This is a genomic window from Rheinheimera soli (assembly GCF_021290985.1).
Classification (GTDB): Bacteria; Pseudomonadota; Gammaproteobacteria; order Enterobacterales; family Alteromonadaceae; genus Pararheinheimera; species Pararheinheimera soli.
This window is the reverse complement of the sequence record NZ_JAJOYU010000020.1, coordinates 1-23,574: the sequence shown is the minus strand read 5'-3', so window position 1 is coordinate 23,574 and position 23,574 is coordinate 1. Positions and strand designations below refer to the sequence as shown.

General features: G+C 47.1%; 19 protein-coding genes. 8 read left to right on the top strand and 11 right to left on the bottom strand.

Annotated features, from left to right (window positions below):
* From LSG37_RS14170 to LSG37_RS14160, 3 genes are all read right to left on the bottom strand, one after another.
* Positions 1 to 408, bottom strand: a complete 408-nt coding sequence (locus LSG37_RS14170) for a YciI family protein (RefSeq protein ID WP_233080501.1) — start codon at positions 406 to 408, stop codon at positions 1 to 3.
* A 79-nt stretch (positions 409 to 487) separates the two neighbouring features.
* The gene (locus LSG37_RS14165; RefSeq protein WP_233080500.1) at positions 488 to 832 is read right to left on the bottom strand and encodes a YciI family protein; all 345 of its coding nucleotides are present in this window, start codon (positions 830 to 832) and stop codon (positions 488 to 490) included.
* A 9-nt stretch (positions 833 to 841) separates the two neighbouring features.
* Positions 842 to 1,270, bottom strand: coding sequence for a YybH family protein (locus LSG37_RS14160; protein WP_233080499.1), 429 nt, complete (start codon positions 1,268 to 1,270; stop codon positions 842 to 844).
* A 176-nt stretch (positions 1,271 to 1,446) separates the two neighbouring features.
* On the opposite strand from LSG37_RS14160, the gene LSG37_RS14155 reads away from it, so the two are divergent.
* A complete protein-coding gene (locus LSG37_RS14155; protein ID WP_233080498.1) occupies positions 1,447 to 2,457 on the top strand; it encodes a GGDEF domain-containing protein in 1,011 nt (336 codons plus the stop codon).
* On the opposite strand, the gene LSG37_RS14150 is transcribed toward LSG37_RS14155, so the two are convergent.
* From LSG37_RS14150 to LSG37_RS14125, 6 genes are all read right to left on the bottom strand, one after another.
* Positions 2,454 to 3,467, bottom strand: a complete 1,014-nt coding sequence (locus LSG37_RS14150; RefSeq protein WP_233080497.1) for an alpha/beta hydrolase family protein — start codon at positions 3,465 to 3,467, stop codon at positions 2,454 to 2,456. The two genes, LSG37_RS14155 and LSG37_RS14150, sit on opposite strands and share 4 nt — an antisense overlap.
* A 75-nt stretch (positions 3,468 to 3,542) precedes the next feature.
* Positions 3,543 to 4,001 (bottom strand): PA2404 family protein, encoded by a 459-nt coding sequence (locus LSG37_RS14145; protein ID WP_233080496.1) that lies wholly within the window; start codon positions 3,999 to 4,001, stop codon positions 3,543 to 3,545.
* Entirely contained in the window at positions 4,001 to 5,152 is a 1,152-nt protein-coding gene (locus tag LSG37_RS14140; RefSeq protein WP_233080495.1) for a PepSY-associated TM helix domain-containing protein, read from the bottom strand. Before LSG37_RS14140 ends, LSG37_RS14145 begins: the two co-directional genes overlap by 1 nt.
* Positions 5,153 to 5,348: 196 nt before the next feature.
* Positions 5,349 to 6,788, bottom strand: a complete 1,440-nt coding sequence (locus LSG37_RS14135) for an efflux transporter outer membrane subunit (protein WP_233080494.1) — start codon at positions 6,786 to 6,788, stop codon at positions 5,349 to 5,351.
* On the bottom strand, positions 6,781 to 9,966 hold the full coding sequence (locus tag LSG37_RS14130) for an efflux RND transporter permease subunit (RefSeq protein WP_233080493.1): 3,186 nt from the start codon (positions 9,964 to 9,966) through the stop codon (positions 6,781 to 6,783). Before LSG37_RS14130 ends, LSG37_RS14135 begins: the two co-directional genes overlap by 8 nt.
* Before the next feature lie 9 nt (positions 9,967 to 9,975).
* The gene (locus LSG37_RS14125; RefSeq protein ID WP_233080492.1) at positions 9,976 to 11,232 is read right to left on the bottom strand and encodes an efflux RND transporter periplasmic adaptor subunit; all 1,257 of its coding nucleotides are present in this window, start codon (positions 11,230 to 11,232) and stop codon (positions 9,976 to 9,978) included.
* Between the two features lie 465 nt (positions 11,233 to 11,697).
* On the opposite strand from LSG37_RS14125, the gene LSG37_RS14120 reads away from it, so the two are divergent.
* Both LSG37_RS14120 and LSG37_RS14115 read left to right on the top strand, forming a co-directional pair.
* Positions 11,698 to 12,321 (top strand): TetR/AcrR family transcriptional regulator, encoded by a 624-nt coding sequence (locus LSG37_RS14120; RefSeq protein ID WP_233080491.1) that lies wholly within the window; start codon positions 11,698 to 11,700, stop codon positions 12,319 to 12,321.
* A 137-nt stretch (positions 12,322 to 12,458) separates the two neighbouring features.
* Positions 12,459 to 13,391 (top strand): sensor domain-containing diguanylate cyclase, encoded by a 933-nt coding sequence (locus LSG37_RS14115; protein WP_233080490.1) that lies wholly within the window; start codon positions 12,459 to 12,461, stop codon positions 13,389 to 13,391.
* A gap of 63 nt (positions 13,392 to 13,454) precedes the next feature.
* Here the strand turns inward: LSG37_RS14115 and LSG37_RS14110 are convergent, their stop codons facing one another.
* Complete coding sequence (locus LSG37_RS14110; RefSeq protein ID WP_233080489.1) at positions 13,455 to 16,052, bottom strand: TonB-dependent receptor; 2,598 nt, start codon at positions 16,050 to 16,052, stop codon at positions 13,455 to 13,457.
* Between the two features lie 337 nt (positions 16,053 to 16,389).
* Here LSG37_RS14110 and LSG37_RS14105 point away from each other — a divergent pair, with 337 nt between their 5' ends.
* Together LSG37_RS14105 and LSG37_RS14100 are read left to right on the top strand one after the other, a co-directional pair.
* Positions 16,390 to 18,117: a phosphoethanolamine transferase gene (locus LSG37_RS14105; RefSeq protein WP_233080488.1), complete on the top strand. Its 1,728-nt coding sequence runs from the start codon at positions 16,390 to 16,392 to the stop codon at positions 18,115 to 18,117.
* A 199-nt stretch (positions 18,118 to 18,316) separates the two neighbouring features.
* Positions 18,317 to 19,426, top strand: a complete 1,110-nt coding sequence (locus tag LSG37_RS14100) for an OprO/OprP family phosphate-selective porin (protein WP_233080487.1) — start codon at positions 18,317 to 18,319, stop codon at positions 19,424 to 19,426.
* Between the two features lie 75 nt (positions 19,427 to 19,501).
* Here LSG37_RS14100 and LSG37_RS14095 read toward each other — a convergent pair whose 3' ends face one another.
* Positions 19,502 to 20,056 carry a metal-independent carbonic anhydrase family protein gene (locus tag LSG37_RS14095; RefSeq protein WP_233080486.1) on the bottom strand — a complete coding sequence of 185 codons (555 nt, stop codon included), beginning with the start codon at positions 20,054 to 20,056 and terminating at the stop codon, positions 19,502 to 19,504.
* A gap of 161 nt (positions 20,057 to 20,217) precedes the next feature.
* On the opposite strand from LSG37_RS14095, the gene LSG37_RS14090 reads away from it, so the two are divergent.
* The 3 genes from LSG37_RS14090 to LSG37_RS14080 all read left to right on the top strand — a co-directional run bounded on the left by LSG37_RS14090 (position 20,218) and on the right by LSG37_RS14080 (position 23,539).
* Positions 20,218 to 21,777, top strand: a complete 1,560-nt coding sequence (locus LSG37_RS14090) for a sensor histidine kinase (protein ID WP_233080485.1) — start codon at positions 20,218 to 20,220, stop codon at positions 21,775 to 21,777.
* A gap of 2 nt (positions 21,778 to 21,779) precedes the next feature.
* Entirely contained in the window at positions 21,780 to 22,460 is a 681-nt protein-coding gene (locus LSG37_RS14085; RefSeq protein WP_233080484.1) for a response regulator transcription factor, read from the top strand.
* 377 nt (positions 22,461 to 22,837) lie between these two features.
* Positions 22,838 to 23,539 carry an OmpW/AlkL family protein gene (locus tag LSG37_RS14080; RefSeq protein ID WP_233080483.1) on the top strand — a complete coding sequence of 234 codons (702 nt, stop codon included), beginning with the start codon at positions 22,838 to 22,840 and terminating at the stop codon, positions 23,537 to 23,539.
* The last annotated feature ends 35 nt before the right edge of the window (positions 23,540 to 23,574 follow it).

The following is a 23,574-nucleotide window of genomic DNA, read 5'->3' as shown; positions in this document are numbered from 1 at the left end:
TTACGAACTTTGCATGCTGGCGAAGTCAGCGGCAATCTGCTGTATGTCTTCAGGAAAATCTTCCATATCCTGAATTTGCCGCACTTCAATTACTTCGTTATCACCAGCTGGACATAAACTGGCCCACTGAATAGCTTCGGCTTTGGAGTTCACCTTGATCATCCAAAAACCACCCAGCACTTCTTTGGTTTCAGTAAAAGGACCGTCAGTGACCAGCGGCTTGCCTGCGCTGAAGCTGACGCGGGCTCCCATAGAAGGCGGATGTAAACCTTCACAGCTCATCAAAATACCAGCGTCCTGCAGTTTTCTGTTGTACTCCATCATGGCTTCCACTGCAGCAGCTTCAGGCATAGCGCCTGGTGCTGCGCTTTCATAGCCTTTAGGGATCATCAGTAACATAAAGCGCATGTTAAACCTCCGACTGACGTGCTGGTACCGAACTTCGGCTGGTTATCGCTTTTGGCATCAGTAGCATAAACTCCATATTTTATACCTCCAGTTGCCGCACAGGACGAACTTCAACAGAGCCAACACGGGCTGCCGGAATACCAGCGGCCAGTTGAATGGCTTCGTTTAAATCTTTGGCTTCCACCAGATAAAACCCAGCCAGTTGTTCTTTAGTTTCGGCAAAAGGGCCATCGGTTAATAAGGTTTTACCGGCACGAACCCGCACTGTGGTGGCGGTGTCTATAGGCTGAAGCGCTTCGGCGGCAAGCATACGGCCACTGTTTTGCACTGATGCTGCGTAAGCAAAACATTCTTCGTCTTTGGGGCTGTCGGGCAAGGAGTGCAGCAGCTTTTCATCGCTGTAGACTAAACATAAATATTTCATAGCTGCTCCTTAAGCATCTGGTGTCAGTTCAAATAATACGGCGCCAGATACCATATCAAAAGGCACAGAAAAATGGTCATGAATAATGCGCCACTGGCCTTGTTGCATCTGCCAGCCTTGGGTCAGGCGCATCCAGCAGCCCTGAGTTTCGCCTTTTTCATTGCTGCCTTCGCAGTACACCAGCGCATGACTGAATGCCAGTTGGTCGTTTTGCTGAATGTTTAAATCGCGCAGTTCAAATTTAGAATGGCCACCAGGGCAAAATTCCATACAGTGTTGCCAATGGCTTTTGTAGGCAGTTTTACCAACAAACTGCAATTGAGCGACAGCGTCATAGGCAATCAGCTCGTCGGCGTAAAAAGCCATGATCTGTTCCATCGACTGGCTAGCTATTGCGCTGGCCCATTGTTGGGATAACTGTTGAATGGATTGAGTCATGTTGAGTTCTCCTTAGGTTGATTCACTGAGTAGTCGGCTTGACCTGAATGAATTCGACAGCCTGAAAAAAATAATTTTTATTTGCTCCAGCAGAGCTAAAACGACGTAGTAATTACACATCAGGGAGAAAACAGTGCTACAAGGGATGTTACATCCTGCAGCCCATCAGAGTAGTTATGCCGCAACGTCAACTTTATACCAGTGTAGCTCTTGAACAAGCAGCCCGGCCTTTGTTGCAATTGGTGCAGCATTTAACAGGGCTGAATACCACCTTTATAACCCGCATTGACTGGAAAGCTCTGACCCAGCAAGTGGTGCTCGTGGAAGGGCAACCCAGTGTTCCAGTACAGGAAGGTGCTGTGGTTGAATGGTCCGATTCGATGTGCCGTCTGTTGTTTGATGCAAAACTGGAGCAGTCAGATGCAGTGCCAGAGCTATTTCCCGGATCAGCAGGTGTGGCTTTGGGGATGCAAAGTTTTTTTGCTTTGCCAGTGTTATCTGAAGGTAAAACCATAGGTACTTTGTGTGGTGCCAGTACCAACCTTGTGGTTATTAAAGACCATACGTTAATCAGTCTGAAGCTGATTGCAGATGCCATCGCTTACCAGATGGCATTGGATCAACAGATGCAACTGCAACAAAAAAAGGTCAAAGTGGCAGAAAAAACCATAGGTAAGCTGTATCAACAGGCACAGCAAATGGAAAATCTGGCTCATACCGACGAGTTAACTGGCCTGGATAACCGCCGGGCTTTTCAAACCAAATTTGAACAATACCAGCTTCAGTCAGAAACTCAGGGCACTGCTTTAGCCTTGATGATGATTGATATTGACGAGTTTAAGCAGTTGAATGATCAACATGGCCATGAAACCGGCGATCAGGCATTGCAGCATTTAGCCAATGTGTTGGCGGCGGTGGCCAGACAAAGTGATATTGCCTGTCGTTTAGGCGGCGATGAATTTGTATTGGCTGCTGCGGATACAGATGCACAAGGTTTACTGCATTTGGCAGAGAGGGTACAGCATGAATTTAAGCAGCAGATGCAGCAATCAGGTTTAGAAAGCAGTTTAAGTATAGGTATTGCAAGTTCAGTGGAAAGCCCGTTGGATCAGTTGTTACAACGCGCAGATCAAGCCTTATATAAAGCCAAAGAGTCAGGACGAAACAGAGTCGAGATTGTTAGTTAAGGAGCTGTGGCTGCTTTTTGCTCAGTCTGCTGGTGCTGGCGAAACCACTGCAACATAGCCTCACGTTCTTGCTCTTTGTAGTCCGTTAATAAGTGGTCCGCATCGGTAAATTCAATTAATTTTACCGGGCGTTGCAGCTCTGTCAGCTTAGCTGCAAGACGTTTTGAATTGTCCGGATGCACTCTCTGGTCCTCACCTCCATACATCAGCAGAATGGGTAAAGTTGCAGGTAATTCTTCTGCCCAATACAGCACTGAACGTTGTTGTAGTTCCTGTTGTTTGTTTTGATCGTAGTTCGGGATCAGGCTACGGAAAATAAGTTCCATTTCTGGCAGACGTGGCAGTTCTGTGACTAAATCGGCGGGCGCGCCGGTAATGGCCATAGCGCGAATATCATCACGTTGTCTGGCGGTCAGATAACTCATAATGCCGCCTCTGCTGATGCCATATAAAAAAATATTGTTAGCGTCAGCCTCTGGCAGTTTTTTTGCCAGCTCAATCAGTTGATGAATGTCATTCACGTCAGCGCCACCAAACTGATCCTTGCCATAGGTCTGCTGATCTTTAGGGACTGAACCTCTGTACTGGCTGGCCAGCACAATAAAACCTTGCTGAGCTAAAGGGCTTAACTGGCGTAACACAGAGACAAAATCCAACCTGCCTAAAGCTGCATTGCCGCCTCTGTTGTAAATGATCACTGGCCTTTTTTTTGTGCTTTTGCTGTGAGGCTGTAAACCCCATGCCTGAACTAACAGAGTGTCAGACTGGTATTCCAGTTGAGCACAATCCAGCTGTTGTTGGGTGGCTTCAAATTGCTGTTTGGGCAACAGCCAGGGCAGTAACCAGTGGTCCATACTGTACCAGGGGGTGTAAGCACGGACCTCATCAACCAGTTGCTGATAGGTGGGGTAAAGTTCGAGGCAGGATTGTTGTTTGGCAAAACCCGGCCAGCTCTGAGCAGTGCTTTGAGCGTGATAACCAAGCAGCAAAACGAACCAAAACAGTTTCATGGCCGACCTCGTGAACAGAACTGTTTAAGTGTACCGCTTTAACCGGTTAATTTGTGCTTGGTTTTGTAACAAATTTTAAGACTGAGGCCAGTCCCATGAACCTACATGCACCTGACCTTGCCAGTCTTCAATCAGTAACCAGACTTTATCACCAGCTTTAGGCATAGCTGTGGCTTTGGCATGCACATGCTGGGCAAAAGAGCTGCCGTGCAGAATGCTCAGATCAGTTTCGGCAAAGTCTTCAATAGCAGGCTGTTCCGCTGCTATTGCCATATAAGCCTGACGGATATTGGCCACGCAACCTTCACAGAATTGCAGGCTGAAATCTTTGACCCAATCACCATGATGCTGGTATGGCGCATCGTTGGTCAACGGGGTAGGGGTCACTTCAAAAGCCCCCACTTTCTGAGTGGACCATGACGGCGGAAATACCGGACTTAAAGAATCGTATAAAAACCAGAATGGCAAAATCAGCACTAAAGCATTGAGCTTAAATTTATTACGTTGCCACCAATTGTCTGAACGTTGAGCCATCAGGAATTTACCTCTGTAGTACTGTAACTGACTGCGGGTTCTGCCCGTGCTGCTTTAACGGTGCGACTGCCCCAGATCATAAAACCTGTAATCGACATACCGGACAATAATAAGCCAAACAGGAACCAGATGATTTTGGTCCAAATGCCACCTAAAGTGCCGTAATGCAGCGGGTCGGCAATATGGCTCAGCACTTCAAGCCCTCCCATCTGATCCGGGGTATGCACATCAGTCACCTGACCTGTCCAGGGGTTCACTGCCACAGAATACGAATACTGATCAAAAAATATCGAATCACCAGAACCTGAAATACGATATAAATCCCGGTTGTGCTCCGGCATCATAATGTAAGCAGGTTGTAGCTCTGGCAGGGTTTGTTTGGCAATCACCAAAGCATCTTCCAATGAATAAGGTGGCGTCTGTTTTTGACCTGCGACTGGCACTTCAGCCGCAGTCAGAATTTTAGTTTCGTGGTAAAACTCAACATCGTTGTGCCATAAAATAGCCTGCACCAGATACCATAAACCCGTCAGACTCATCACCACTAAAAACCAAATTGACCAGACACCAGCTAAACGGTGTAAGTCAGTTAGCAGGGTTTTACGGCCCTGATTTAACCGTACTTTGGGTTGGGTAAAAGATTTCCAGAAGTTTTTATAAATCACTAAACCTGTGATTAAAGACGCCAGCATCAAAAGCGCCATACCACTAACCAGATAATAGCCAACGCTGTAGCTACTTTGCCAGGGAAACAATAACCAGCCATGTAACGAACGCATAAAAGTAATGAAGTTCAGGCCGTAGTTCAGCTCTTGTACTTTGCCTGTGTACTGGTTGACATAAGCAATACCAAAGGGCGCTTTGGCAGTCGAAAATACAATGGCGTTGACCAGATAAGGTTCCATCACCATCACAGTACCAATTTCAGCATCAGGCACTTCAGCTTTTACCGCTGCAATCAGTTCAGTGGCAGGTTTCACAGGCAGGTTTTGTGGATTTTCCGCTCTGGCATTGGGGTTGGTCAGCCAGGTGAGTTCATGACTAAAAACAGCAATGGTGCCCGTTAAACACACAGCGCAAAAAATGAGCCAGACAGGTAAACCTACCCAGCCGTGCACTAAAAACCAGAAGCGTTGTTTGAGTTTAAACACCGGACGTTCAGCCTTATTCAGCAAGCTAATAAAATTGGCCTAATAGTAATGCGGATAAGAATAGTTATCAATGGTCTTGCGGTGACTAGTGCTGATTGTGAGGGAAAAAAGGGGCGTCCGTTGGGAATGGGACTAACCGGACGCCCAAAAAGTTACTCTTTAACAAAGGCTGGCGAGGGGCCAGCCTTCAAACTGCTTACTCTTTCACTAAGGCTATTTGCTGAGTGCCTTGCTCCAGTTCTAAACCACCCGAAAAGGCGCGGTAGACAGAGACTAAACGCTGGAAGCTTTGAGTCGACAGGGCAGCCTGCTGATCGCGGGCTGCTAACCAGTCGCGTTCGGCGTCCAGCAAGTCCAGAAACTCAGTGGTGCCTGCTTCGTATTGAGCTCGTGTCAATTGCACTGCTTGTTCAGTGGCTGCTACTTGTTGCTGCGCGCTTAACTGTTGCTCACGGCTGGTTCTGTAACCGTGCAGTGAAGTTTGCATTTGCGCCAAGGCATCAAACACCGTCTGCTGAAAGCGGGCAAAAGCCATTTGCTGTTCTGCTTCTGCGCCGCGAATACGGGCTTGAATAGAGCTCAGCTCTGTGGCTTGCCAACGTAAACTAGGGGCTATGCTCCAGGCTTCGTTTTGCGAACCCAGGCTCAGGCCTGGGCTGGCAATAAAACCTAAGAACCCAGTTACAGACACTTCAGGGTACAGCTCTGCTGTGGCTACTCCTATATCGGCAGTGCTGGCTGCCAGTTCACGTTCGGCAACTGCTACATCAGTTCTGAACTTTAAGTAGTTGTGCTGATTGGCAAAAGACAAAGGTGTGGTTAATTCCGGCAGACTTTGTTTTTCACCTTTCACTAAAGAACCATCAAGCACAAACTGCTCTGCAGGTTGCGCCACTAAAGCAGCTATGGTGGCGTTAGCTTGTGCTTTGGCAAACTGAAACTGTGGCAGAGTGCTTTGCAACTGGTACATCTGCGCGTCGATACGGCTGATTTCCAGATCCGAAGCAAAACCTGCATCACGGCGTGCCAGAATAATTTGCTTGGTACGGCGCAAATTTCCAAGGTTTTGCTCTGCTACTGTGAGGCGCAGCTGCGCGCCGCGGTAGTCGCCATAACTGGCAGCTACCTGAGCTAACAATTGCACTTTGGCTTCCTGCCAGGCCAGTTCGGCACCTTGTGCTCTGGCATTGGCCGCTTCAGATGCGCGGCGCAGTTTGCCAAATAAATCTAAATCCCAGCTTAAAGCGCCACCTAAATTGGCCTGACGCTGAATTTGCCCTGCATTTTGTGCAGCGCTGTCTGGGTTCTGATTGTTTTGCTGACTGGCCGTGATATCCATACGAGGCCAGCTGTCATTGTCACTGTCTTCAAAGGCGGCATAAGCACGTTTTACGTTGGCTTCTGCCGCAGCTAAAGTCTGGTTATTCAGCAAGGCTTTTTCTATCAGTTGATCAAGCACAGGGTCATTAAACTGCTGCCACCAGTGTTGGGCTTTATCTGCTGCTTTATATTCCGCAGGCAGTTGCACCTGATTGGCTGCTACAGGCGCCGCATAACTTGGGCCTACTGAAGCACAACCAAACAGCAGTGAGGCTAATGCCATACTGATAGCGGTTAAACGAATGGTTTTACGCATGATGAGTGTCCTCAGTTACAGTAGCGCTCACAGTGGCAGAGCCTTGCGCCAGTTGGCGATCACGGCGTTTGGCCAGAGCGTAATAAAACAGCGGCGTTAAAATCAGACCGAAGATAGTGACGCCAATCATACCGGCGAATACGGCTACACCCATGGCCTGACGCATTTCTGCACCCGCACCTGTTGAAAGCACCATAGGCACTACACCCATAATAAAGGCGATGGAGGTCATTAAGATCGGACGCAGACGTAAGCGGGCCGCTTCCAGAATGGCATCCATAGTGTTCATGCCGTGGTCCTGCAACTCTTTGGCAAATTCGACTATTAAGATGGCGTTTTTCGTCGCGAGCCCCACCAGCACTATCAGCCCTATCTGAGTGAAGATGTTGTTATCACCACCATAGATCCAGACCCCTGTCATGGCTGACAATAAGGTCATAGGCACAATCAGGATAATAGCCAGCGGTAAAGTTAAGCTTTCGTACTGAGCTGCCAGCACCATAAACACCAGCAGTATCACCAGCGGGAACACCAGCAGTTCAGCGTTACCTGCCAGAATTTGCTGATAGGTCAGTTCTGTCCACTCGTAGGTCATGCCAACAGGTAAGGTTTCGGCCAGAATTTTTTCAATAGCTGCCTGAGCTTCGCCTGTACTGTAACCAGCGGCCGGGCCACCGTTAATTTCTGCTGTGGTGTAACCGTTGTAGTGCATCACACGGTCAGGGCCAGCTGAATGTTTCACGTTAATGAAAGAGCCCAGCGGGATCATTTCACCTGCGTTATTACGCACTTTCAGCTGACGAATTTGTTCAGGGTCCTTACGGAATTGCTCGTCCGCCTGCACATTGACCTGATAAGTCCGGCCAAACTGGTTGAAGTCGTTGACATAAGCCGAGCCCATATAGACTTGCAGCGTCTGGAATATCTCGTCCAGATCAACGCCTTGTTGTTTGGCTTTGGTACGGTCTATGTCTAAATCAAGCTGGGGTACGTTCACCTGATAACTGGAGAACACACCGGCCAGTTCAGGCGTCGCCCAGGCTTTTTGCATCACTTGCATGGTGACAGCAGCCAGTTCTTCATACCCCAGGTTGGCTCTGTCCTGAATTTGCAGACGGAAACCTCCTATGGTGCCTAAACCTTGTACTGGTGGTGGTGGGAATATGGCGATAAAGGCGTCCTGAATACCGGCAAATTTCTGGTTCAGTGCAGCAGCTATGGCATTACCTGATAATTCAGCTGAACCACGTTCGCTAAAATCATCCAGACCGACAAAGACTATGCCTGCGCTTGGGCTGTTGGTAAAACCGTTGATGGACAAGCCCGGGAAGGAGATAGAGTTCGCCACACCTGGATGTTCAGCCGCAATACGTGACATTTCTTTAATCACAGCTTCGGTGCGATCTAAAGAAGAAGCGTCCGGTAACTGAGCAAAAGCCACTAAGTACTGTTTATCCTGACCTGGCACATAACCTGTAGGGGTTTGCTGGAACTGCACTGCAGTTAAGCCGACTAAGCCAATGTACAGAATACCGATAATGCCACCAAACCGAATCACTTTACGTACCATCAGGCCATAACCTTTGGACGCTTTGTTAAACAGACGGTTAAAAGGATCAAATAACCAGCTGCCAAAAGCTTTGTTCAGTACACGGGTTAAGGCATCAGGTTTAGAGCCATGAGGTTTTAACAGCAGTGCCGATAAAGCCGGGCTTAACGTCAAAGAGTTCAGCGCAGAGATAAAGGTGGAGATAGTGATAGTTAACGCAAACTGTTTATAAAACTGGCCTGTTAAACCTGACATAAAAGCGGTAGGAATAAATACGGCAGCCAGCACTAAGGTAGTTGCAACTATAGGGCCTGTCACTTCTTTCATGGCTTTTTGCGTGGCTGCCATAGGAGATAAACCATCAGCAATATTACGCTCAACGTTTTCTACTACGACTATGGCGTCATCGACCACTATACCTATGGCCAATACCAGACCAAATAAAGATAAAGCGTTCAGTGAAAAACCCAGCATATGCATAAAGGCAAAGGTACCGACCAGGGACACAGGCACGGCCACTAAAGGAATAATAGAAGCACGCCAGGTTTGCAGGAATAACACCACCACTAAAACCACCAGCAACACTGCTTCCAGCAAGGTTTTTACTACAGCTTCAATAGAGCCACGCACGAATACGGTAGGGTCGTAGACGATATCGTAGGTTAAACCTTCAGGGAAACCTTTGGACAGTTCAGCCATAGTGGCACGCACATCATCGGAAATCTGAATAGCGTTGGAACCAGAGGCCTGGAAAATAGGCATAGCCACAGCATCTTTGTTGTTCAGCAAAGAGCGTAGTGCATAAGACTGAGCGCCTAACTCAACACGGCCAATATCACGGATACGGGTTACTTCGCCGTCTTCACCTACTTTGACGATAATGTCCGCAAATTCCTGCTCTGTGGTTAAACGGCCTTTGACGTTGATCAGAATTTGAAAATCACTGTCACCTGCAGGTTGTGCACCTAAAGAACCAGCAGCTGCCTGTTGGTTTTGCTCACGAATTGACGCAATAATCTGAGCAGGCGATAAACCGACTGCTGAGACTTTGTTTGGATCCAGCCATATACGTAAGCTGTATTCGCTGGCACCAAATAAACGCACAGCTCCTACACCCTCAATACGGGCTAATTCGTCTTTGACGTTCAGCGCCGCATAGTTCGATAAATACAACATATCGTATCTGTCGTCTGGTGAGGTTAAATGCACCACCATGGTTAAGTCGGGTGATGATTTCTCAGTGACTACACCTAAACGTTGCACTTCCTGCGGCAAGCGAGGGCTGGCTCTGTCAACCCGGCTTTGCACTTGCGTCTGAGCACGGTCTACATCTGTGCCTATAGCGAAGGTGATAGTTAAGGTCATACGGCCATCAGAAGTCGCCTGAGAAGACATATACAGCATGTCTTCGACACCGTTAATTTCCTGCTCTAAAGGCGAGGCGACAGTTTCAGCTATGACTTTAGGGTTAGCACCAGGATAGTTAGCTGTCACGACCACTGTAGGTGGCACAACTTCAGGGTATTCAGTGATGGGGAGTTGCCATACTGCCAGGGCGCCGCCGATAAAAATCAGCAGCGACAGCACAGCGGCAAAGATAGGTCTTTTGATAAAAAATTGCGATAACATAGCCGTTCCTTAACCCTGGTTAGCTGCTTGTTGCACAGAAGCAGCTTGTTCAGCAGCAGCGGTAAGTTCCAGCTTGCTGTCTACTTCTAACTGCTGTTGCTCTGCTTTTAAAGCGGAAAGTTGTTGCACAGTGGCCATTTCTACCTGCTTAGGCTGAATAGTCATGGCCGGGCGTACACGTTGCAGACCATTGACCACAATACGATCCTGGGCTTGCAAACCTTTGCTGATAATGCGCAGGCCGTTGACCTTTTCACCTAAAGTGACAGCACGGTATTCCAGTTGGTTTTCGTTATTGACGACCAGTACAAATTTGTTGCTTAAGTCTGTGCCTATGGCTTTGTCGTCGATCAAAATTCCCTGATACGCATTGCTGCCCACTAGTTTTAAACGGGCGAATAAACCTGGGATCAATTTGTTATCGACGTTTTCAAAGGTAGCGCGGGCACGGATGGTTCCGGTTTGGGCGTTGATGCTGTTGTCGATAAAGTCGATGCTGCCGACATAACCAAAGTCGCTGTCACCCGCCAGCGCCATATAGACAGTGTTGTGGGCTGTACGCTGTTCGGCTCTGTTGCCTTCAGCTGCCAGTTGCACATATTTCAGATAGGTTTGTTCGTCTGCATCAAAGTACGCATACATTTTGCTGGTGCTGACTAAAGTGGTCAGTTGGCTGCTACCAGCCTGAACAAAGTTACCCGCCGTAATTTGTGCATAAGAGACACGGCCCGAAATAGGGGCTTTGACTTGGGTAAAAGATAAGTCCAGTTCAGCGCGCTGCAATGCGGCTTTGACAGAAGCCACAGTGGCTGCGGATTGCAATTTACGGCTTAAGCGGGTATCCAATACTTCTTCAGAGATCGCCCGTTGTTTTTTCAAGGCTTCAGCACGACGGTAATCATTGTCGGCCAGTTTTTGCGCTGTTTCAGCATTGGACAATTCAGCTTTTAAGCGCGCTACTTCAGTGGCAAAAGGACGAGCATCAATCTGGAACAGCAAGTCGCCTTGTTTTACTAAAGCGCCTTCAGTGAAAAACACCTGTTCGATATAACCTGATACCCTTGGTACTAAAGTGACGGTTTCAGGCGCCTGCAAGCGACCGGTAAACTCATCCCATTCAGTAATTTTTTCATGTACTACTGTAGCTACATTGACTTCTGGTGCTGCCATAGCGCCTGGTGCTGCAGCTTCCGGCGTGCCACAAGCGGATAACACTAAGGCGGCTATGCTTCCCAGTACAAAGGTTCGGATAGTGTTGTTGCTCATGACGTTTTCCTCGTTCAATTTGGTCAATAAAGAGATTTGGTTTCAACTTATGTTGTACAAACTAGTTTCATCTGTTAGTTTTGTACTGGTCGGTAAATATATAGAAGTTCAACCAAGAGTCAATTAATATTTTGTACTGATTGGTAAAAAACTATAGAGTCTTTTGAACTTAGCCAAATAACTTTGGTTATAAGCCGAAGTTTGATGGTTAGCAGGACTACTGCCGGAAGGTCTGTTAACGGGATACAGCATAAAATTTGCTGTGTTTTTACTGAATATCTAAAAACCGCTTTGGATTGCCTAAAACTATTTCACAATGACAGAGTCCAAAGCAGAGCAAGTAACTGGTCTGTCAAGATAAGTTGCTATTTTATACCATAATGTACCGATTGGTAAATATTCCTTTCTGGACATGTGCTGCCAAGCAGTTTAAGCTAGTGCATCGTTTTTAATCCGGAGTCTGAAATGTCAGCATCAGCGGTTACACCAGCGCCAACAGTGGGACGCCCGCGCGCTTTTGACATGGAAAAAGCCTTACAAAAGGCATTAGAAGTCTTCTGGCGTAAAGGTTATGAAGGCGCATCCTTGCCTGATTTATGTGAAGCTATGGGCATCAACAAACCCAGTTTGTATGCCGCTTTTGGTAATAAAGAACAGTTGTTTTTAAAAACTATTGAGCTGTATGAGAACCGCCCTTGTGCGTTTTTCTACCCAGCTTTAGAGCATGCTACTTCTTACGAAGTAGTGAAACATATGCTCTGTGGTGCAGCAAGCACCAATGCTGATCCGGACAATCCGCCGGGTTGTGTCATAGTGCAGGGCGCTTTAGCCTGCAGTGAATCTGCCACTTTTGTTAAAGAAGCACTGATTGCCAAACGTCGGGCCGGCGAAGTGGCTTTATGCACTCGTCTGGAACAAGCCAAAGCTGAAGGTGATTTACCTGATCATTCAGACCCAGCTGCCTTAGCGCGCTATATACTCGCCGTACTGCAGGGTATGGCAGTGCAAGCCACCAGCGGTGCAAACTGTGCTGAATTAAAGCAGGTTGCAGAAACCGTACTTGCTGCCTGGCCTGGTAAGCGTGGTTAGATCCTCGGCTCAGGCCTAACTATCTAATATGCAGGGCAGAGTCTAAGCTCGGCCCTTTAATTTACTTGCCGCACTCTGTGGCGCTCTTCCTTACCTCTGCTAGTGTTTAACAATCAAAGCCTGCGCTTGAGGTTGTTATGCCATTCTCTTCGCCGCTGTTTCAGCAAAAGCTACTGGAATTTATTGAAGTCTGTAATGACGGTTATGCCATTTTAACGGCAGACGACAAGATGCTGGGTTGTAATCAGGCTTTCTGTGATATTTTTTATCAGGATCAGCGCAAGATGCTGGGCATTTCGTTTGATGATCTGATGCGGCTTGCTTTTGAAGAACGTAAAGGCATCCGGATTGAAGCGGACAATATTGAAGAATGGCTGGCGCAGGCACAGCAAAAAAGACGACAAAACCCCTTTCGATTGTTTGAAGTAGACTTGACGGATGGCCGCTGGTTTTTATTTTCTGAGCAAATTCTTCCTTCCGGTGAAATGCTGATCCAAGCCAAAGAAATGACCAAGCAGAAGGTGCTGGAGCATCAGCTGTACAGCAAAGTCGCCAGCTTAAGTGAGTTAGCTCTGACAGACGAGCTGACCAAAGTAGCGAATCGCCGTTGTTTTGTTGACTCAGTCGAAGCAGAACTGGCGCGCTGTCAACGTAATGATCAGCCTGCTGCGTTATTGTTGCTGGACTTAGACTTTTTTAAATCTGTGAATGACACTTACGGTCATCAAGCCGGGGATGAAGTGCTTAAAGCCACAGCCAACCGCGTTAAAAAAGCCTTGCGTGAATACGACATTTTTGGCCGGATAGGCGGGGAAGAGTTTGCCGTGTTTTTATCGGAAACTGATCCGGCAACAGCGCTGCATGTGGCTGAACGAGTAAGGGGAATTCTGGCGGATTATCCAATCAAAGCCGGTGGTGCTGAGTTATGCGTGACCACATCTATTGGCATAGCTTTGACTCATGGCGAAAGCAATTTTGAGGAGTTGTATCTGCAGGCCGATTCAGCGCTTTATATGGCTAAACGTAATGGCCGCAACAGAGCAGAGTTGTTTGCTCTTTTAAATGAATAATGCATGCTGATATTTTTTGTCTTTTTGATAAAAGGGCCCGCAGGCCCTTTGTAGTGTCAGCGCTTAGAACTTGTAATTTACTTTACCGTAAATGTACTGACCACGAGGGTTGTACATGCTGGTCACATAGCCATACAGATCACCATCGCCATCACCTATTGCAAAGGGTGGTTCCTTATCAAACAGGTTGTTGATACCTATAGTTAGTTTGGTTTGTTCATTCAGGTTGTAATAACCCTGAACGTCTACCAGAACCTGAGCTTTGATCATACGTGACTTGTTCTCTTCAAAGTCTAGCGTGCCATCAAAGTCTATATCTGGTGTATCTTCAAACTCACCAATGTAGCTCAGCACTGTCGATACGCCCCAATCGTTTAAGGTCCAATCTGCAGTTCCAGTCCAGCGGTGTTGCGGGTAACGGTATTCACCTGTGTAATCCTGACCATCTTTTTCGAAGTTGCTCAGGTAAGTGTATTCCAGGTTAAATTTCAGTTTACCCATACCGTCTAAATCCATTTTATAGCGGCTGGATAAATCGATACCGTCTGCTTCCTGAGAACTGACGTTAAAGAAGGTGTTGTTGATCCTGTCCAGTTCACCTAAAGTCTGACCTGGTAACGGAGCCCGGCGTACACAGATAGTGCTATTTTGGTTACCGCATTCTGCCGCATAAACATCACCGAAAGGAACTTCATCGATTTTGTTGTCCTGAGTAATGCTCCAGACATCCAGGCTGAAATCTAAGTCTTCAGTGACCTGCCAGATTGCGCCGACGTTCCAGCTTTCTGATTCCTCAGCTTCTAAATTCGGGTTACCGGCAAAGACGATGGTGTAGTCGGTAGAGGCGCAAGCCGGGTTGCTGGCGTCAGGTGTTGGACAGCGGAAAGTATCAACGAAGAATTGTGATTCCTGAGATGGACCTAAGCCAACTTGTGCCAGTGAAGGCGCTCGGAAGCCCTGACTCCATGAAGCACGAAGTGACCACTCATCGGTAGGGGTAAAGTGGAAGGCGACTTTAGGATTAGCTGTGCCACCAAAATCACTGTAGTGGTCATAACGCTCAGCTAATTGCATTTCCAGATTTTCCAGCAACGGCACTGAAATCTCAACATAAGCAGCTTTTTGCGAACGGCTGGCTGCAGCAGATACAGATTCAGTACCAAAAATCAAACCACGCTGGAACTGATCATCTGGCGTATCGGTTGCGTCTTCTTTACGGTATTCAACACCCGCAGCTAAAGACACTGCACCATGACTGACATCAAACAGCTCACCACTGATACGCGCATCCGCCGAGGTCATATGGGATTTACCGCGACGCACTAAACTAGTGGTAATAGCATCAATCACAGATTGTGGATTTTGCACACCGCCAAAAGGATTGTAACGGCCTGCATTAATTTCTTGCTGCAGGAAGTCGGTACGAACCCAACCTTGTGACTTATCACCGGTTTGAGAGGATGCGCTGCGGCCTTTTTGCACAGCAGTTTCCCAGTCCCAGTTATTGATATTGCCGCGTAACCCTGCCAGTACCCGCAAGGTATCTGAGGTAATATCCCAACGTCTGTTACCTGCATCTACAGTACGATAACGACTGATTTCAACATCCTGGCCAAAAGGGTTATTTGGATGAGTCCCAGGTACGGTTAAACCTGCGCCTTCATCCAATGGTGTTGCAGCACCACCTGCTGCCGAGGTGTTGTGTTGCGCTGCAATTTCTGCAAATAACTCTACGGAGTCATTCACGTCGCGGTTCATGCTCAAAATTGCGCCCATACGTTCGGCTTCCGGAACTGCAATGGAAGATGGACCGTAATCGTAGACACAAGTTGCGCCTGCACGCTGATCCACAGGACAGCCCGGATCAATAGTGACCACGCCATCCACAACAAAACGACCTGGATAACCGCGTGAAGAACGAAGATCCTGACCACCATAGGGCGCCTGATTGGATGTACCAAAACGGCCTAATTCATAGTTGTCGATTTGTGAGTTGCTGAAGTAATCCAGGATCAGAGTCGCATTGCTTTTATCATCTCCAGTGCCCCAGACCGTGGAGAAGGTTTTTTCGTCATAGTTCGGGCCTGTTGTGCCACCAAAACCTGCGGTAACATCCGTGCCAGTGAAATCTTTACGCAAGATAATATTCACTACACCTGCCACTGCATCAGAACCATAAATGGCAGAGGCTCCATCTTTTAAAATATCGATACGTTCAATCGCAGCCATAGGGATGCTGTTGATATCAACAAAGCTGTTGACTATGCCCTCAGCAAAAGGGCTGCTGGCCACTCGGCGACCATTGATTAACACCAGCGTTGCATCTGCACCAAAACCTCTTAAGCTGACTGCTGCTGCACCGTTGGCTGTCGAGTCCTGGCTGTTACCCCGGGTGGAGAATGTGCCTGAACCTGCTGCAGGTAAACGTTCCAGTAATTGTTGCAGGTTATCAAAACCTGATTTGTCGATATCGTCGCGGCTAATAATAGTGACAGGTGAAGGGCCTTCGAGGTCTGTTCTTTTAATATGAGAGCCTGTGATTGCAATACGCTCGACATCGTCACCGTCTTGAGCTTGCTGAGCAAAACTTTGCCCGCTCAACAACACGGCACCGACGGCTATAGCGCAGCGGCTTAATTGTATAATTTTGTTATTATTCATATTTTCTTGCTTCCTAGCTGGATTTTTGTAGTTGCATTCTTTATAAGTATTAGTAGTACCCATTAAAACAGGCGTCTTAGATATAGTATAAATTCAGACCTTTTGTAAATGAGTTTTTGAGGCAAAAACCGCATAAAATGCATTGATTTGTAACAAAAATCTTTGAACGTGACGCTATTTTTTATTTGGCTGTTGCGAAGGGTCTTACATCTCTTTTTCGATCAGCGCCGTGCAGCGTTTGGGCTGAAGAACAGCGCTGGTAAAATCTGCAAAATGCGCTCAGAATTCCACTTTTTCAAACCTGTTGTTTATTGATGTTGAGCCTGGAGGCTTTTTAGTGAACCAGTCGTTAGTGCATTCGTTGTTGCGTGCTGTTGGGTTAGTCGTGTTTGGCTTGCTGTTGTTATCTCCTGTGCTGGTGCAATGGCCTGCGCAGGATCTGGTGCCCTATCTGCAGTGGAAGCTGATCGCGGCAGTCTGGTTTTACATGTTGGTGTTGTCTTTATTCCGCTCTTTCTGGCCGGGTCTACTGTTGTTATTGCCTGCCGCATTACTGGTGCCGCAGGAGGTGTTTTATCTACTGACCTATCAAAAAAGCACCGATGCTCATGCCTTGGCGATAGTGGCCGAAACCGATCTGAATGAAGCTTTGGGTTATCTAACGGGGATAGGCCTGTTTTTAGCTTTGGCTGTAGTGGCTATTGTACTTTTGTGGTGGTATCTGCTGTGCAGTGCCTGGCAAGGTCGCTGGCAGTGGGAGAAGGGATTAAGGCCGGTGATTTGGCTGATTTGTATTGGGGTAGTGGCCAGCCTGAGCTGGAATGAATGGCAATATCAGCAAATCAATAAAGCAAAACAGCGCAGCAATCCGGAAGAAAATGTCTTTGTGCAGCGTCCCTTGCCCTACAGTTACGAGAAGTTTCATGCCACTTATCCGTTAAATATGCTGATCGCTGTCAATGAATTTGTGAAACAAAAACAAGCCGTAGCTGATATTGCTGAATCTACAGCCTTGTTTAAATTTTCTGCCCTCCAGACCGATGCTCCGGCCCAACGACAAATTTACGTGTTAGTGATAGGGGAAACCCTGCGCCCCGACAGATTGCAGCTCAATGGTTACAACAGAGCCACAACTCCGCGGTTATCCGGCACTAAAAATCTGATCAGTTACACCAATATGGTCAGCCCTTGGGCCTGGACCCGGATGTCTGTGCCTGTGATCCTGTCGCGCAAAAGTGCCACGGATCAGCGTTATTTTCCCACCGAGACCTCGGTGGTGGCCGCCTTTAAAGAAGCTGGTTTTAGCACCGCCTGGTTGTCGACTCAAAGTCCGTTGGGAGTGCATGATTCTTCTATTGCTCTGCATGCCAGTGAGGCCGATCAGGTGCAGTATTTAAATCCTGTGGGTTATAAAAAAGAAGGATTTTACGACGATATTCTGTTACCTGCTTTTGAACGGGTGTTACAGCAAAACCAGCAAAAACAATTGATCGTATTGCACACGCTGGGCAGTCACTTTAGTTATGCCGACCGGTACCCACAAGCTTTTGACTTATTCACGCCATCGGGCAAAGGCCAGTCGATCAGTATGCATGACCAAAGCTCTAGCCTGTTGCTGAATAATGCCTATGACAATAGTGTTGCCTACACCGATTTTATTCTGTTTAACCTGATCAAGCAGCTAGAACAGACCGACAGTATCAGCAGCTTATTTTATGTCTCAGACCATGGCGAAAATATTTTTGATGGCCAGTGTAATAAAAGTGGTCATGGTCATAACACAGAGCGGGATTACAGAGTGGCGGCTCTTCTGTGGACCTCTGAGCTCTACAACCTGCAGTATCCCCAGAAAAAATCTTATGCGGAACAACGCCGTGAGCAACCTTTGATGACAAGTAATGTGTTTCACTCCTTGCTGGACCTGGCCGGTATTGAGTATCCGGATCAAAAGTTGACTAAAAGTTGGTTAAGCCCGCAGTGGCGGCCTTCTTCCCGTATCCTGCAACAGGGACTGGATTTTGATCTTGCGAAACGGGATCCTGTATGCGCTGAACTAACGCCATGAAATTGTCATATTTTTGTCATGAATTTTTCGTACTATGGCGCCCTATCTGAACCGAGCCATTGTTATAGGCCTCTTTGGGGCATAACAACACTCTCATAGATGAATGGGTGGTGCAGTACTGGGTCAATTTCCATTCTTAAGTCAAATTGACTATGCTCAAAACTAGAAGTACCGATTAATCAAAGACAAAGGTAGCAGCATGAAAAAACGTATCGTGATGACCGCACTGGGTGCAGCCCTGTGTTCTGCAGCAGTTTCAGCAGCAGATATTGAAATTAAACCCAGAGGTCGATTCCAGTTAGATGGTGGAGTTCACAATGAAGACCAAACTGAATTTGGTGATGGTTTTAATGTTCGTCGCGCTCGGATCGGTGTCGAAGGTAAATTGGATCAGGATTGGTCCTTTGTTATCGAGTATGATTTTGGAGACGATGGTGATGCAGAAGCTGCAGATGCGTTATTCAGACGTAATTTAGGTCCAGGTACTGTTACTATTGGACATCAGCGTGTCCCTTTTAGCTTGAATCTGTTAACTAGCGCTAACTCTATAACCTTTATGGAACGTGCCTCCCCAACGGCAGCCCTGACATTAGATCGTAAATTGGGCGTACGTTACGATGTCACTAATGGTGATCTGACCTCGCAATCTATGTTGTTTGGTCGCACTATGGGTGAAAGTGACGGAGATGAGAAAGATCAATCTGCCGGCGGTGCTCAGCGTTTAGTCTTTCACCCAACTGTAAATGACACTTTGTATCACATAGGTGGCGCTGTAGCCTTACAAACTATGGGTGACTACAACTCGCTTCGTATCAGTGAGCGTCCTGAGGTACGAATTGCTGATAGTATTCGGCTGATTGATACCGGTAGCTTAGACGATGTCGATTCAACAGCGCGTTACGGCTTAGAGCTTGCGATGCGTCAGGGCCCATTCTCTGCAGAAGCTGAATACATTAAATTGGATCTTAATTCCGATCTGACTGGAGATTTGAGCTTCGATGGTATGCATTTGCAAGCGAGTTACTTTTTAACTGGTGAGAGTCGTGCATACAAAAATGCTATTTTAGGTGGAGTAAAACCGAACAGCACAGCGGGTGCCTGGGAGCTGGCTGTTCGCTACAGCGATACTAACCTGACGGACCGGATGGTGATTGGCGGTGAGCAACAAAATATCACGTTGGGCGTGAACTACTATCTGACGGAAAGGATACGTTTCATGGGTAACCTGATTTTTGTAGATGCCACCTTACCGGATCAAACCAAAGACAAGCCTGAAGTGTTAGCGTTTCGTGCTCAGTTCCATTTCTAAAGTAGGATTGGTGCGATAAAAAAGCCCTGCGCGAATACGCAGGGCAAAACAGGGAACTACCTCAAAGGGGGATGTTTAGTTTGAGCTGTAAGGCAGAGATGAATGGTGCAATACTATCCGTAGCTTGCCTTCATCGTCTTTCTTAAAACCCCAAGTTTTATCAACAGTAGTCACTTTGCCGTCTTTGCCTGTCATGTGAACTTTTCCTGTTGTTAATACCAAGTCTCCATTCATGTAAACAGCAGCGTTTTCAAACTTGTAATCTGTCCAGCCTTTGAGAGCGAAACCACTGTCATTTGGAAACTTGCTGTTGCCGCCAACGAAATAGGACAAGGCTCCGTCGTAGGTTGTTCTGAAGGTCTGCTCACCAGAGGCTAAAGTAGGCTTGAACAAAACAGCACCATGCTTGTAGCCATAAGCTTGATCCAGAACTTGTTTTGCTGTTTCAGTGGCTTGTTTCTGACCACCTTTGTCATTCGCTGAGCTAATTTGAATCAATGCTTTACCCCATGCATCCTGAGCAGCTTTAAGCTCCTCTGCACTTATTGATGTATTAACAACAGTCGATGCGATAGTCAGCGGGCTGACTACCAATGCTACAATCATCATGCTTGCAGTTGATAGCTTCATACAAATCTCCTTGGTTAGTTATCGAGACAGAGTATGGAACAGACAAATGAACCCGATCCAAGCGTGCTAATGAACACAATCCGACAGTTGGATTAAAATCAGATGAACAATTCAAGTTGCTGATATGATGTTGATTGGGTCATATAGGTGAGGGTCATATCATGTTTCGTAGCAAACTTTATCAGGCGTTTGCCTTGCTCCTGGTGATCACTCTGGTACAGGCCTCTTTGGCAATTAGGGCCTCGGGACTGGCGCGTTATCATGTTGAACGCAGCAGAGTTGCTAACGAAATGCTGGCAGAATTTATTGCTTTGGGAGCAGATAAACAACGTTTGAAAGTCTGGTTGGCGCAGTATCTGCTAGTAAAGGAAGCGCCTCTCGCTGAGCGTGATCGTTACCTGTTGCAAATGCAACAAAATCTGACAAATCTGAACGAGTTGCTGGTACGGGATCAACAACTGGCTGAGCAGGAGCAGGATTATGCCGAGATCAGTCAGCAACTGAAATCACTATCCATCCTTGAAACGAACGTGGCTGCGTTAGAGCGTAGTCTGAAAAATAAAGAGGTGTTGCCCAAAGAGGAGGGAGATGTTTGGCGTATTTTGATCCAAACCTTCGATAATCTGGAGGGTCTTGATCTTAAGCGTTTGATAGCGGCATCTATTGATTTGCAGCGAACCCGTTCTGCTTTGGCTGAATCTAAGGCTGAAGATGCATTGAATCGAGTACAGCTTCTGACAGCTTTGGTCGCAGGAGTTGGAGTTATTTGTGCTGTCCTCTTGGCATTGTTGTTATCCCGTGCTTTATACCGGCCTATTCAACAACTAGTGCATGGTACTTCCGCAATCGCCTATGGTCAGCTTGATCACAGGTTGCCTGAGGGAGGGCATTCTGAGTTTAGTACCCTGGCTCGAAGTTTTAATCAGATGGCGATGGAACTGCAACGTGGTAAACAGCAAGAGGAGGATCATACTCGAAGGGTTGAGCAAGAGGTGGCTGAGCGTACTAAGCAGTTACAACAAGCTGAGCAAATGCAGCAACGTTTCCTTGCTGATGTGAGTCATGAGCTGCGTACTCCAGCGACTGCAATTCGTGGGGAAGCAGAAATTGGCTTGAGGGGCTTAGATAAAAATGCTGAGTTTTATAAAGAGACCTTAGCACGTATCGTTGAAACCAGTGTATTTTTATCTAAGCGAATTGACGATTTGTTGATGCTGGTGCGGGGGCCTGCTCAGTTGCAACTACGTCAACGAGTCTTTGCGGTGTCTGAAATCTGGAGTCAGTTTGCTGAGGTTGCCAGACGGATAGCTGCCAGCCAGAACCGTGAATTACAGTTACATCCGCCGGTCTTAACGGACTGCGACGCTCAGTTATTTATTGACCAGGATAAGTTAACCCAGGTGCTGCAAATCGTACTCGATAATGCCTTTCGATACAGTGACACCAGCCAGTTGGTCAGCCTTGAGCTAGAACTTACTGAGCAATGCTGCATTCGGGTCCGTGATCATGGTATAGGCATTCCTGAGCAGGATCTTAGCAGGGTTGGACATCGTTATTTCCGTGCTGCTAATGCCCGCAAAGTCAGACCTGATGGCTTAGGGATTGGCTTGTCACTCTGCCATACCTTACTGCAGGCACAGCATGGAGAGTTCAATCTGAAAAGTCGTGAAGGGCAGGGTACTGTGGCAGAAATTCTATTACCTTTGGTGGAGCACGAATAAGGATGCGGATTTTAATAGTTGAAGATGAGCAACGGGTCGCTACCTTTTTGCAACGTGGGCTGAAAGCTGAAGGACATTTTGCTGAAGTTGTGGCGGATGGACATAGTGCTATGCAGTATATTACGACGCAGAATCCGGACCTTGTAATCCTCGACCGAATGCTACCGAATATGGATGGTCTGCAATTATGTCGCTTACTCAGAGCGCAGAAGATGAGTACCAGAATATTGATGCTATCTGCTATGGCTGAGGTGCAGGATAGAGTCGATGGATTAAAGGCTGGAGCTGATGATTATCTGGTCAAGCCTTTCGCCTTTGAGGAGCTACTGGCCCGGATTGAGGTCTTGAGTAAACGTGAGGGTGATTACAAAATCAGCAGAATTCTAAAAGTTGGTGAATTAGAGCTTGATTTGGAACAAATGCAGGCGCGACGCGACGGTCAGGCACTCCAGCTAACGGCAAAAGAATTAGCCTTGCTGGAGTTGATGATGAGTGCGCCACAAAAGGTATTTAGTCGTGAACGAATCCTGACCAATGTGTGGGGAATTAACGAAGACCCTCTTACCAATGTGGTTGATGTATATATTCGTCGTTTACGCAGAAAAGTAGATGATCCTTTTGCAACAAAATACATTCATACCTTGCGTGGAATAGGCTATTACCTTGCTATCCATGAGGCTTAGGGTAAGGTTGAACAGTGCTGAACTTGCCTTTGCGGTCAGCTCACTCTTCACGCCTCTTGTCTCTTCTTGTGAACTTTGAACCTGTAGCACTTCAGCAGAAGTGCTAGTTCTTTACGTCTCTCCTGAAAAGTCGGAATCGAAACTGCCGAGTGTTCTCTGTCATCTTGTTGTCATCTGTGTGCATGGTCTTTTTAATTTATCTGGGTGGGAGCTGTTCATCTGTTGGGCTCAGACTGCATGGCATGCTAAAGCTCAGGGCAAACGCAGGTCAGTCCGGCTTTACGCAAGGAGAAACAAAAGTCGATTGCGTTTTGCTGATCGTCAGAACTTGGCCAGCAGGCGTATCGTCACTTAAATCACAACTGAAGAGGTGAAAGATGAAAGCAATTTGCCTGAGTTTATCTCTGGCCGCTTTTAGTGCGTCCGCATCACAGGTAGGCAGCTGGTCAATTAATGCGGGTTTGCTAGGGGTGTCGCCTAAAGAATCAAGTAGTTACCTTAATGTTGTGGAGTCCGTTGCTGGTTTACCAGCTAACTCCGCTGGGGTTACAGTCAACAGTAACACCCAATTAGGATTAATTGTGGATTATCAGTACAGTAAGGACTGGAGCTTTAGTTTGGTAGCGGCCACACCTTTTAGCCATGATATAAAAGTTAGTGGTTCGGCGATTGATGGCCTGGCCATCGGTAATACAAAACATTTGCCGCCGACTTTATTTGCTAACTACTATTTGCCCGAACTGGCTGGTTTTATTCAGCCTTTTATTGGTGCAGGTCTGAACTATACAATCTTTTTTAGTGAGGACGTGGACTCTGAATTACGACAAGCCCTGACTGAGCTTGAGGTGATAACCAACTCAAATCAAGATCTGAGTCTGAAGCTGGATAATTCTTTTGGTCTGGCATGGCGCGCAGGCATGAATCTGAAGTTAACAGATTCTTGGGGCGCTCACCTTATGCTCAGTCAGATCGATATTGATACCACAGGACAGGTACAATTGGATGGATCGACTATTCAGTCAGTTGATGTGGCAATCGATCCTCTAGTCTGGATGGCTGGCGTGCGTTATAGCTTCTGAACCTATCTTTCTCATTTGAATAAAGCCAGCTCTTC